Raw genomic sequence first — 12,273 nt, 5'->3', positions numbered from 1 at the left:
CCCTTCGAAGAGATATCAGATATGCACATTATAATATCTGATCAGCCATTTGATTGCTTCCGACGTCGGTTCCACCGGAATGTCCTTGATCCCCCCGGCACGTAGCACTTGTGCACAATACGTGATGCAGCTCTGCCGATCGAGATCATACATCGGATATCTACCGCGACCGGTCACATCCATCATGACTTCAGCGTAGGAGAGCGCGATTCCCGGTTCCGGCAATGGAATATGAATGTGCATGGTCAATGGCGAGAGAATACCGGAATCGAAGGCCGCGATTCCACTCGATGGGGATTGCGGGCTTCCCCACTGTTCGGTTCGCAGGAGTTCACCATCCGCCGTGCGAACGGAAACCAACGCGTGCAGTCCACCCCCTTCATGCTTCGGATCGAGGTGGACGACGGCTTCGCCCGGGAGCGGATCATGCCGCGGCCGTTCGCTGTCGGCGGGGTAAAGACCCAGTGGGTCTATCCAGCCGGTTGGGTTGTGCGGGTATATGTTCGGGTTCGGTGACGGGGCCAGGCCGAGTGGGTCGGAGGTCAGGTAGCGGCCGGTGGCGGGGTCGTAGACGCGGTGCAGGTTGTAATGGAGGCCGGTCTCCGGGTCGTGGATTTGGCCGGGGAAACGGAGGGGTGTGGTCGCGGTGCCCTGCCAAGTGGTTTCGCCCCAGAGGGTGGAAGTCGCTGTGGCGAGCGGGGTTCCGGTGGTCGGGTCGAGAAGATCGGTGGGAGTGCCGACTTGATCGGTGATGATCGCGTGGCAGGTGGTGTCGAATCCGTGGCGGGCGGAGGTCTGGGTGACGGGGGTGCGGGAGCCGGGTTCGTAGTGCCAGCGGGTGGTTTCGGTGGCGGTGGTCTGTTCGACCAGGTAGGTGTCGTCCCAGGTGTAGTCGGTGCGGGACAGGACGGTGCCGTCGGGGGTGCGGTGTTGTTTGGTGCGGCGGCGGCCCGCGGCGTCGTAGGTGTAGTGCCAGTGGTGGCCGTCGGGGGTGGTGACTTCGGTTAGTTGGTCGAAGGCGTTGTAGGTGTAGTGCCAGATGGCTGGTTTGCGGGATGGGCGGGATCGGGTTTTGCGGATCAGGCGACCGGCGGGGTCGTAGTGGTAACGGGTGCGGCCGTTCCGGGTCAGGAGGTTGTTGCGGTATTCGCGGGCCGGATTCGAGTCACCTTGTGCGGTAGTCGAATTAGCGTGAGAGGCGTGGGTGATATTGCTGAGCGGGTCGTAGGTGTACGACTCGGTCTCGGGGCCGTCGGCGATGGCGCCGATGCGGCCGATCGCGTCCAGCGAGAATTCTCGCAGCCGGTCGGGGGTGGCGGGACGTGCGGTGGTTTGTGCGGACAGGTAGCCGTCAGGGCGGTAGGAGTAGTTGTCGCGCCGGATCATTCGAGGATCGGGGCGAGTGGGCTCCAGGCCGAGATTCAGGAGCGGACGGGGATCGGCGGTTACCTCTCGAGCCATGAGGCGGCCCATGTCGGACAGGGTGCGCCGTACCGAGATCGTTCCGATTTGCCAGCCGGTGGGTCGGCCCACCGCATCGTGGGTGAAGGTGATGTCGTGACTGTCGGTCGATAGGCTCTGTGCCTGTCCGGTGACGTCCCAGTCCCAGGCGGTGCGCGCGCCGGTCGGAGTGGTGCGGCCGATTTGACGGCCGTGCTCGTCATACTCGAAACGCATCGGAGCTTGATCGTCCAACTGCTGCGAAACCAGCTGTCCAAGTGTGGAATACGAGAACTCGAGGCTGTGGATCGGATCTCGATCGACACCAGACTGGGCAGCGAGGACTCGGCCCGCGACATCGTGGCGATAGCTGAGCCATTCGCCGGTATCCGCCGTAATCGCGGTGACTCGGCCGAGGATGTCTCGGGCGTGGGTGCGGGTGATCCCGGTGGCCGGGGTGACCGTGGCGACGCGACCGGTGGTGTCGTTTGTGTAGCGGGTGGTCGCACCGGTGTAGTCGGTTTCGGCGGTCAGGCGGCCCGCGCGGTCGTATTCGTAAGTCCAGGTTTGGGATAGGGGGTTGGTTACCGTAGTCAGTCGGCGTTCGGTGTCCCAGGTGTAGCGGGTGACGGAGCCGTCCGGATCGGTACGCGAGGTCGGGAGATCGAAGGGGCCGTAGGTGTGGTGGGTGGTGCCGTTGGCGCGGTTGGTGTGGGTGCGGAGATTGCCTTCACCGTCCCATGTCCAGGATTCGGAGTGCCCGTCAGGATCGATGCGGCGCAACGGTTTTCCATCGGCCGCCCATTCGTACTGGGTGATTTCGCCGAGGGGGCCGGTCAGGCGCGTGACGCGACCGAGGCTGTCGCGTTCGATGTGGGTGACTGAACCGAGCGGGTCGGTGACGACAGCCGGCAGTCCGGCTCGATCGACTTCGATCGCGGTCCGCGCACCCGTGGACGAGACTACCCCCGCAGCCGCGCCATTGGGGTGGTACGAGTATTCGGTCCGCGATCCCGCCGCGTCGACCGTCGCGATCAGATCGCCTGCGGCACTCCACTCTTGACGCCGGACGGTGCCGTCGACATCGACAATTGTCGTCGGCCGATTCGCGCCCAGGTATTCGATGTTGACGGTCGCGCCATCGGGGCGCGTGATCCCGGTGAGGTCACCCAGATCGCTATAGCGGTAGTGGCTCTCGGCACCGTCGGGGGCGAGTACGCGTATCGGCTTGCGGTCCGGGTTGTAGTCGAAATGGGTTGTGCCGCCCTCCGGATCGGTGAGGTCGCGCAGGCGCAGGTCGCGGTCGAACCCGTGGCGGGTGATCGCGGACAGCGAATCGGTGATGGTGGTGTGGAATCCGGATCGCGATGTCTCGTATTCGAAGTCGCAGTCGAGGATTCCGGCGGTACCGCGCTGCTGGGTGACCCGGCCCGCCGCGTCGTAGGTGTTGCGCATCGTGGTGCCGTTGGAATCGGTCCACGAGGTGATGCGGGCTCGATCATCGTAGGTGAAGCTGGTCGTCGCGCCGATGCCCGTGGTGATCGCGGTCAGATTGCCTGCGCTGTAGGCGAATTCGCGAACTCGGGTACCGGACTCGTCTGCGGACACGACGGTCAAGGCGGTGACCCGGCCTGCGGCGGTGTCGACGAGTACCCGGTAGCCACCGGAGTGAGTGACTTCGGTTGGCGCGCCATCGGAGTCGTAGTGGAAGCTGACCCGATTGTGGTGGCGGTCGGTGATCGCGGAGATGGCGTAGTTGCCCAGCGCCGCGTCCAAGCCATTGAGGATCGGGTCGGGGTCGAAGTGCCAGAGCAGCTCTCGACGCGGGTCCCGCGCGCGATAACCACCGGACTCCGAGCGCGTGAGGGTCAAGCGCTGACCACCGGTTATCGGCTCGACCGGCACCTCCGCATCCGCGTGCGGATACGCGAGCATGAGGCCGTCTTCGGCCAGGAAGGTGACCCCGTCCGCATCGACGACGATGCGCATATCGAGAGTGGCCGACCAGGACGATCCGAACCAGCGCCCGAACCGATAGCTGGAGCGATGTCTTCGCCGCAACACCAGAGCCAATACGCCCGGCAGACTGAGATCCGTTTGCGGAAGCAGGAATTCACCGGTCGCGATGTCCACCGGATCCGGTGATTCCTCCACCTGCCCGGGAGTCCGATCGACCTCACTCCCCTTGTGCACCGTCTCCTGATGCACCCCCCGATCGGCATTCGCCAGCTCGGGCAGACTCGGGTTCTCCCGCTGCGGCGCACCATGATCCGCCGCGCCATCGGAGCCTGCGGAATGCGTATCGGGTGAGGGCACCGACTCGGGAGGATTCCCCGGCCTCGGTTCGTACTGCTTGGGCGACGCGGGCTCCGCAGTCGCGCTCGGGGTTTCGTTCACCCGGGCCGGAGCTTGCGATGCCGAAGCGACCTCACGTGCCGCAGCAGGTTCCGTACGCCCTACTCCGTCAGTGGTCGCGGCGCGATCGCCGGACGTGACACGGTCACCGGACGCGACACGGTCACCGGACGCGACACGGTCACCGGGCGCGGCACGGTCGATGGATGCGGCACGGTCACCGGGCGCGGCACGGTCGATGGATGCGGCACGGTCACCGGGCGCGGCACGGTCGATGGGTGCGGCACGGTCGATGGATGCAGGCTTTTCATGTTGTCCAGCAGCGATATTCGAGGCGTGTTCGCCACTGGGAGCGCTGGTCGGCACATTAGCTCGGGCGGAGGCGCGATCACCGGGTACCGGTTGAGTGGCAGCTGGGGCGTCGCGCGGTGTGGAGGTAGCGGGGCCGGGGATTCGGTCGGTGGACGGGGCGAGGCGGGCCGCGTTATCGATGGGTGCCGGGGCCGGGGATCGGTCCGCGGGGGTCTGTCGGTTGCCGTCGGGGGTGTCGGCGCGGGTCACCGAATCCGGTACCGCCGCTCGGGTTTCAGGGGTGCTGGCGTGGATTTCGGACCCGCCCGCACGAGTTTCCGGCAAGCCGGACCGGGATTCGGACGGCGGCGCGGAAACATCAGCACGCGAACGTGGTCCGCCGTCGCTGACCTGAGCTGGCCCGGGCTCCTCGCGCGCACCGTTCGACTGTGTTGGATCCCCTTTCGGAGCGCCCGGCCCACCCTCACCCGTCAGCGCGCCCGGTGCACCCTCGCTGGTGAGGGCAGCCGGTTTGGCCGTGTCCACGCTGGGGACCACGGACCGTTCGACGCCCTCCGGTTTGGCGGAGGGATGGGGCGAGGTACCTTCCGGAAGACCCTTGACACCAATGGGTTTCGCAGCCGAGCGGACCCCGTGGGCCGCGCCCATGCCGAATCCGGCGGCGAGCATCGCAGGGTTGAGAGTGGTGTTGACCTTGTTCCAGTCGAGACCACCGTGGGTGAGCTGGTCCCCCACCTGCCACGCGATATCGGTACCGTACATGCCGAAACCGCCTGCGAGACCGGATAATCCGCCACCGAGGAAGCCCCGGGTGGCCGGGGACAGCGGTGTATGGCCCAGCATTCTGGTGAGTCCAGGCGCGACTCCCTTGGCGACCGCCCCACCCGCACCCCATTCGAGCGCGGTGCGCGCGGCCTGCGCCGGATCGATATGGTCGCGATGATCGGCCAGCACCTGATACGACTGAATGCCGAGATCCATTGCCAGACCCATGGATCCGGTCTTCACCCCGGTGATGGCGATATCCTTCAGATACACCTTGACCGCATTGCGCAGCCCCGCCTTGGCCATCTGCGCCGCGAGCTGCCGCGCCCCCTGTTCCGCCGCCAACGCGATGGCCTCGCGCCCGGCTGCCGCCGCCGCGGGCACGGCCGCCGAACCCCACGGCCACGCCGCGATCAGCGCGTAGATGCTGTACGCGGTGATCGCCGCGAAACCAGCCTCCATGATCTTGGTGTACTCGATCTCGGTACCCGCCTCACGAGTCCGAGTACCCAGCTCGTCGAGCCCCTTGACCAGGCTGTCCAGCGATTCATCGCCGCCGCCGAAGAGTTTGGCGAATTCGGCGAGCGCCTGCTCCGATCCCTCCCCCACGTAATACTTCCGCGCGGAGTCGGTGGCGGCCTTGGCATCCGGGATCAGCGCCTCGAGATCCTTGGCGACATCCTTCCAGGCATCGCCGAGGGACCACATCTCGTCTTCGTCACCGTCGGGATAGGCCATCCCGAAGTTGAGCAGCGTGAGGATCCAGTGCGGAATCCACTCCCAAGCCGACGTAATCCCCGACACCCGTCGACCCCCCAGACCCCGCCTCGATCACCAGTGTCCGCGATCGGCCAGGGTCGGTGGTGCGTCGGGATCCTCGGTTTCGACGTCGGTGAAGACCATGGCGGGCGGTAGCTCATCGTCCTCGTCGACGCGCGCGCCCGGCGGAGCCATCGAGACCGGCGGCGGGGTGGGCAGCATGTCGTGCACATCCGGAATGCCGGGTATGAACTCCGATAGTCGCGGGATGCGGGCGTTGTCCTGCTGTAGCCCGGCGAGCACCTCGGCGGTCTTGCGCTGCACCTCGACGGCGGCGGCCTGCGTCGCCACGACCACTTCGCGGGCGAGCTCGGCCGGACTCAATTCGTCGATGGAATCGGCGAATTTGAGATCGACCAGCACCCCGTGGGCATTGACCGTCGCGGTGACGCGCCGGTTGGCCGCGGTACCGGTGGCGGTCAGCTTGGCCTGCTCCTGCTGCGCGCGGGCGATCGATTCCATCCCGGTCTTGACCGACTCCACCAGATCGGCCAGGCGCGCCCGCGCCATCTCGTTCGACATCAGCGGAAGGACTCGGTATTGCCGTCCTCGGTCGCCTGCAGACTATCCGCGGCGTCGGTCAACCCCTTGCCGTACGCGTTCAGCAGCGTCACCTTGGAGGCCAGCACGGCGTCGAGATTCTCCCGCGACGCCTTGTAGCCGTTATCGCCGCCATTGAACTGGGTGCCGAAATCGTCACCGCCCCAGGCTCCGTCGTATGCCGCGGCCTCACCGGAAATCTTCGCCTTGAGCGCCTCGATCCGCGTGGCCACCGCCTCCAGCGCACCGCCAACGGACCGCAGCTGGCCGATCTCAACCTCTACCTTGCCCACCGTCGAACCCCCTTAAGACTTCCGGTGATCATCGCATACCGGGGCGGGGGCGGTCAGCTCACCACCAATCCGATTGCGAGACCGGTCATTACGAGCGCGATCACCGAATCCAGGATCTGCCAGGCCCGCGGCTTGGCGAACACCGGCGCGAGCAGTCGCGCACCGAATCCGAGGGTGATGAACCAGATAATGCTGCCGGTGATCGCACCCGCGGTGAGGAACCAGCGATCGGGTGTGGCGTAGGTGCTCGCGAACGACCCGAGCAAGACCATGGTGTCGAGATACGCGTGCGGATTGAGCCAGGTGACCGCGAGACAGGTGGCGATGGCCGCGCCCAGCGCGATCGGCGCTCCCCCGCCCGCGGTCAGCGCGGTCGCGGAGAACGCGCGCTTGGCGGCCAGGAACGCGTACCCGAGCAGAAATGCCGCGCCTGCGAACTTTGCGATGGTCATGATCATCGGCGCGGCGTTCATCACCGCGCCGAACCCGGTGACACCCGCGGTCATCAGCACCACATCGGATCCCGCGCACACCGCGACCACCGGCAGCACATGCTCGCGACGGATCCCCTGACGCAACACGAAGGCATTTTGCGCGCCGATCGCCACAATGAGCGAGAGTCCGAAGCCGAGTCCTGAAATGGCCGCCAGGGCCGCCGATGATCCGTTCACTCTTTCGAAGCTAAGCGGGTGTCCAGCTCCAGGCCAGCTAATGTTTCTGATGGACGATTAGAATCGCTTAATATGGATCTGCAACTGGATCAGCTTCGCGCGCTCGACGCCGTGCTCACCGAGGGCACCTTCGAGGCGGCCGCGCGCCGGCTCACGGTCACACCGTCGGCTATCAGCCAGCGCATCAAGGCCCTCGAAGACGCGGCCGGGCGGATTCTGGTGCAGCGCACCAAACCCGTGCAGCCCACCGAATCCGGCCTCACGGTGTGGCGGCTGGCCAAACAGATCCAGTTGCTCACCAGCGATACCGCGCAGGAACTCGGCGATGCGGAACAGCCCGCGGCGAAACCGGTGAATATCCCCATCGCCGTCAATGCCGATTCGCTGCAGAGCTGGGTCATGCCCGCACTCGGCCGCGCCGCGCGGGGCGTGAACTTCGAAATCCATCGCGAGGACGAGGAGCACACCACCCGGCTGCTGCGCGACGGCACCGTGATGGCCGCCATCACCTCGACCGCGGCACCGGTTCAGGGCTGCATTGTGCGGCGGCTGGGCGCGATGCGATATCGCCCGCTGGCCGCTCCGGATTTCGTGCGCACCTGGTTTCCGGACGGCCCGACCGCGAAAGCCTTCACGCAGGCCCCGGTAATCCTGTTCGACCGCAAGGACGATCTGCAATTCCGATTGATGCGCCGGTACACCCGCAAGCCCGTCGACCCGCCCCGGCACTACATTCCCTCCTCGGCGGGGTTCGCCGACGCACTGCGGCTGGGCCTGGGCTGGGGCATGATGCCGGACCTGCAAACCCGCCCGGATGATCAGCTCGTCCCGCTGGATGGCACGGTATACATCGATGTCCCGCTGTACTGGCAGCAGTGGCGGCTGGACTCACCCGCACTCGGTATGGTCGCCGCTACCATTGCCGAAGCCGCTGCCGCGGTACTGCTTTGAAGACGTTGTGCGCCGAATGGACTCGGCTGTCATAGTCGGAAGAGATTTGCATTGTAGAGAAAGGCATTACGTGTCCCAAGTTGTGCGCGGCGTGATCGCACGCTCGAAGAATGCCCCCGTGGAAGTCACCGACATCGTCATCCCCGATCCCGGTCCGGGCGAAGCGGTGGTCCAGGTGCAGGCGTGCGGGGTGTGCCACACCGATCTGCACTATCGGGAGGGCGGCATCAATGACGAATTCCCATTCCTGCTCGGCCATGAGGCCGCCGGCATCGTGGAATCGGTGGGCGAGGGCGTCACCGATGTGCAGCCGGGCGATTTCGTCATCCTGAACTGGCGCGCGGTCTGCGGTAATTGCCGTGCGTGTCGTAAGGGCAAGCCGTGGTACTGCTTCTCGACTCATAATGCGGCGCAGCCGATGACGCTGACCGACGGCACCCCGCTCACCCCCGCGCTGGGTATCGGCGCGTTCGCGGAGAAGACCCTGGTCCACGCCGGGCAGTGCACCAAGGTGGATCCGACCGCCTCACCTGTCGCGGCGGGCCTGCTGGGCTGCGGCGTGATGGCCGGACTGGGCGCCGCCATCAATACCGGCAATGTCAGCCGCGGTGACAGCGTGGCCGTAATCGGTTGCGGCGGTGTGGGTAATGCCGCCATCGCCGGTGCGAAACTGGCGGGCGCGACCACCGTCATCGCCGTCGATATCGATGAGCGCAAATTGGAGTGGGCCAAGGGTTTCGGCGCCACCCACACCGTGAACGCGTCCAAAGAGGATGCGGTGGAACGGGTTCAGGAACTCACCGACAGTTTCGGCGCGGATGTGGTGATCGACGCGGTCGGCCGCCCGGAAACCTGGAAGCAGGCGTTCTACGCGCGCGATCTGGCGGGCACCGTGGTGCTGGTCGGCGTGCCGACCCCGGATATGAAGCTGGAGATGCCGCTCATCGACTTCTTCTCCCGCGGTGGCGCTTTGAAGTCCTCCTGGTACGGCGATTGCCTGCCCTCGCGTGATTTCCCGTATCTGATCGAGCTGTACAAGCAGGGCCGTTTCGATCTGGATGCCTTTGTCACCGAGACGATTTCGCTGACCGATATCGAGGCGGCCTTCACCAAGATGCACGACGGTGAAGTGCTGCGCTCGGTGGTGGTGTTCTGATGGCGCATATCGACCACGCCACCACCTCGGGCACTTTCAGCCTGGATGGTGAGACCTTCGACGTCGAGAACAATGTCTGGGTCGTCGGCGATGATCTGGAATGCGTGATCATCGATGCGCCGCACAGTGTTCCGGCCATTCTGGATGTGGTGGGCACCCGCAAGGTGCGCGCCATTCTGGCCACGCACGCGCATGACGATCACATTCGGGTCGCCCCGGAATTGGCCGCCGCCACCGGTGCGCCGGTGCTGCTGCATCCGGCGGATCTGGTGCTGTGGCGGCTCACCCATCCGGATATCGAACCCGATGGCGAACTCGCCGATGAGCAGATCATCGCGGTCGGCGGCACCGAATTGCACGTGCTGCACACCCCGGGGCACGCACCGGGCGCGGTCTGCTTCCATTCGCCCGATCTGGGCGCGGTGTTCACCGGTGACACGCTGTTCCACGGTGGTCCGGGCGCGACCGGCCGGTCGTACTCCGATTACGGCACCATCGTGGCCTCCATCGCGGATCGGCTGTTGAATCTGCCGCCGGAGACGCTGGTGCACACCGGGCACGGTGAATCCACCACGATCGGCGCCGAGGCCCCGCAGCTCGAGGAGTGGCGTCAGCGCGTCGGCTGATCAAGATCAGGGCAAACTTTCAGTACGAAACGGGCACGATCGGGACCGGACGCGCCGGAACCGGTCGTGCTTCACATTCTTTACAGGCGAAACCGCCCTTAACACCCATCACGCGGTCGGATAATTCCGGCCATGCGTAGATTAGCTGCAGTAATAGCCACCGCCTCTATCCCGCTGTTCATGATCAGCTGTTCGTCGGGACCCGGTTCGGTGAGCAAGAGCGATGTGGAGACCAAGATGGGCGGTCTCTTTCACGACAAGTCCCATGAGGACGCGAAATCGGTTGTGTGCGACGGGGATCTGAAGGCCGAGGTGGACGCCACCCAGAGCTGTACGATCACCTCCGCCGACAGTCAGACCTGGAAGACCACGGCCAAGGTCACCAAGGTCGACGGCGATACCGCCAACTACGACATCGAGATCCTCGACAAATTCGTCAGCCCGGACGATATCGCCACCAATGTCGCCAAGCTCTACTCCGATCAGGTCGGGACCGCGCCCAAGTCCAGCACCTGCAACGGCCTGTTGCGCGGCGCCACCGGTGCGAACGTTCGCTGTGTGGTCACCGAGGCCGACGGCACGCGCTGGGGCGTCACGGTGACGACCACCAATGTCGAGGGCGATACGGTCAACTACAACATGGTTCGGGACGATCAGCCGATGGCCTCATAGCCGCGGCCGATCAGCGACAGCTGTACAGGGTCGCCTCGGCCAATTCGTCTATCACATCGGCCAATTCGCCCCGGGCGCGGAATGCGTCCAACTGCCTGCGGGCCCCATTGCCGCGGGACAGCAGACCGGTCAGCGCATCGGTGACGAAGCCCAGGTCACCGAGCTCGATCAGGGCGGGTTCGATGAGATCGATGAGTTTGGCCAGCAGATCCTGAACCGGGAGGGTGCGACCGTCCGACGGGTCAACCGCCGGACCGTCCATACCGCCGTGCGCCGCACGCCAATATGCCGCGCGCAGTGTGGGTTCCGCGACCACCGCCGCACCGTTACCGCGCTGGGCGGTGATGACCGCGGCACGCACCAGGGTGGCGATCAGCGCGGATTCCTCCACGGTCGCGGGCACATCGCTGACCCGCACCTCCACCGTCGGGAACGTAACCGACGGCCGCACATCCCAATACACCATCTTGCGATCCAGGATCACCCCGAGCGCGAGCATATCCTCGACCGCGGTGTCGAATTCGCCCACCGAGCCGAAGTGCGGCGGCGGTCCGGCACTGGGCCAGCGCCGCCACAGGATGTTTCGCCAACTGGCATAACCGGTTTCGTCCCCGCGATAGATGGCGGAGTTGGCCGTCAGCGCCAAAAACAAAGGGAGCCAAGGGCGCAGGAAATTGCTGACGTGCAGCGCGACCTCGCGGTCGGGCACCGCGACGTGTACGTGGCAGCCGCACAGCCCCTGCTCCTGCGCCAATCTGCCGAAACTGTCGGCGATTCGGCGATAGCGCGGGGTGGCGGTGATGCCGAGCGGTTCATCGGGGATGGTGGGCGGTACGGCGACGGCGAGCAGAATCGCGTCGTTCTTCTCCGCGCAGACCGCGGCGCCGCGCCGCAGTTCACGCAATTCCTGGAGAAGTTCGGACGAATTCGAGTGCACGCGGGTGCTGGTCTCCACCTGGCACCGCATGATCTCCAGTTGCATTTCGATACCGGAATCGGCCGCGGTCCGGGCGACGTCGGCATTTCTGCCGACCGGCGCGCCGGTGCGCGGATCCACGAGGAGAAACTCCTCTTCGACACCGACAGTCGGCAGGGTGTCCACCTGTCCTGTGTACCTCAATAACCCGGCCCTGACACCTGCCGGAATGGTCTCTTTGTCCGCATTTCCGCGCGAAGCTGTCGGTGACCGGGAGCACAATGCGGATATGGCATATGACGAGAAACTTGCCGACCGCATTCGGGACGCGCTCGGTCCCGCCCTGCCCGACGCGGTCGAGCGGAAGATGTTCGGCGGGCTCGCGTTCCTGATCGGCGGCAATATGGCGATCGCGGCCAGCGGTAAGGGCGGGCTGCTGGTCCGGGTGTCGCCGGAGAACTACACCGATCTGCTGGTCCCCGGTTCGGTGGAGACCATGATCATGGGCGGGAACGAGACCCGGGGCTGGCTGCGGGTGACGGCCGAGACGGTCGAGGACGATGACGCGCTCACCGAATGGGTGGAACGCGCGATCGCGTACGCCGGATCACTACCGGTGAAAACCGGCAAATAATGTGCGGTGCGGCACACGTCCGGAACGGTGTGCCGGGCCTCACTGAATTCGCCGGTGGCGCAAGGGTTTTCCCCGGGTGACGTCACCGCCTCTTTACACCGGGGCACAGTGCGGAAATCTCCG

General features: G+C 65.6%; 10 protein-coding genes. 5 read left to right on the top strand and 5 right to left on the bottom strand.

The window, feature by feature from the left end; all coding sequences use genetic code 11:
- Positions 1 to 15: 15 nt before the first annotated feature.
- From ACFC0O_RS38165 to ACFC0O_RS38150, 4 genes are read right to left on the bottom strand one after another with little or no spacing between them, the layout of a single operon-like run.
- Positions 16 to 5,676, bottom strand: a complete 5,661-nt coding sequence (locus ACFC0O_RS38165; protein ID WP_375966905.1) for a DUF6531 domain-containing protein — start codon at positions 5,674 to 5,676, stop codon at positions 16 to 18.
- Positions 5,677 to 5,703: 27 nt separating this feature from the next.
- Positions 5,704 to 6,213 carry a YbaB/EbfC family nucleoid-associated protein gene (locus tag ACFC0O_RS38160; protein WP_375966903.1) on the bottom strand — a complete coding sequence of 170 codons (510 nt, stop codon included), beginning with the start codon at positions 6,211 to 6,213 and terminating at the stop codon, positions 5,704 to 5,706.
- Positions 6,213 to 6,524 (bottom strand): hypothetical protein, encoded by a 312-nt coding sequence (locus ACFC0O_RS38155; RefSeq protein ID WP_364633355.1) that lies wholly within the window; start codon positions 6,522 to 6,524, stop codon positions 6,213 to 6,215. Before ACFC0O_RS38155 ends, ACFC0O_RS38160 begins: the two co-directional genes overlap by 1 nt.
- Before the next feature lie 53 nt (positions 6,525 to 6,577).
- Positions 6,578 to 7,195 (bottom strand): LysE/ArgO family amino acid transporter, encoded by a 618-nt coding sequence (locus tag ACFC0O_RS38150; protein WP_364633353.1) that lies wholly within the window; start codon positions 7,193 to 7,195, stop codon positions 6,578 to 6,580.
- Between the two features lie 72 nt (positions 7,196 to 7,267).
- On the opposite strand from ACFC0O_RS38150, the gene ACFC0O_RS38145 reads away from it, so the two are divergent.
- The 4 genes from ACFC0O_RS38145 (at position 7,268) to ACFC0O_RS38130 (ending at position 10,600) form a co-directional block, all read left to right on the top strand.
- Positions 7,268 to 8,146, top strand: coding sequence for a LysR family transcriptional regulator ArgP (locus ACFC0O_RS38145; RefSeq protein WP_375966902.1), 879 nt, complete (start codon positions 7,268 to 7,270; stop codon positions 8,144 to 8,146).
- A 70-nt stretch (positions 8,147 to 8,216) separates the two neighbouring features.
- The gene (locus tag ACFC0O_RS38140) at positions 8,217 to 9,302 is read left to right on the top strand and encodes an S-(hydroxymethyl)mycothiol dehydrogenase (RefSeq protein WP_364633349.1); all 1,086 of its coding nucleotides are present in this window, start codon (positions 8,217 to 8,219) and stop codon (positions 9,300 to 9,302) included.
- Positions 9,302 to 9,928, top strand: coding sequence for an MBL fold metallo-hydrolase (locus tag ACFC0O_RS38135; protein ID WP_364633347.1), 627 nt, complete (start codon positions 9,302 to 9,304; stop codon positions 9,926 to 9,928). The genes ACFC0O_RS38140 and ACFC0O_RS38135 overlap by 1 nt, the downstream gene beginning before the upstream one ends.
- Positions 9,929 to 10,060: 132 nt before the next feature.
- Positions 10,061 to 10,600, top strand: a complete 540-nt coding sequence (locus ACFC0O_RS38130) for a DUF4333 domain-containing protein (protein WP_364633342.1) — start codon at positions 10,061 to 10,063, stop codon at positions 10,598 to 10,600.
- Positions 10,601 to 10,610: 10 nt separating this feature from the next.
- Here ACFC0O_RS38130 and ACFC0O_RS38125 read toward each other — a convergent pair whose 3' ends face one another.
- Complete coding sequence (locus ACFC0O_RS38125) at positions 10,611 to 11,702, bottom strand: glutamate--cysteine ligase (RefSeq protein ID WP_364633341.1); 1,092 nt, start codon at positions 11,700 to 11,702, stop codon at positions 10,611 to 10,613.
- Between the two features lie 103 nt (positions 11,703 to 11,805).
- Between ACFC0O_RS38125 and ACFC0O_RS38120 the strand changes: the two genes are divergently transcribed.
- Positions 11,806 to 12,150 carry a TfoX/Sxy family protein gene (locus ACFC0O_RS38120; protein ID WP_364633339.1) on the top strand — a complete coding sequence of 115 codons (345 nt, stop codon included), beginning with the start codon at positions 11,806 to 11,808 and terminating at the stop codon, positions 12,148 to 12,150.
- Positions 12,151 to 12,273: the final 123 nt, after the last annotated feature.

Source organism: Nocardia sp. NPDC056100, from assembly GCF_042266325.1.
In the GTDB taxonomy this organism is placed as follows: domain Bacteria; phylum Actinomycetota; class Actinomycetes; order Mycobacteriales; family Mycobacteriaceae; genus Nocardia.
The sequence above is the reverse complement of the archived record's forward strand: the minus strand, read 5'-3'. Positions and strand labels throughout refer to the sequence as shown.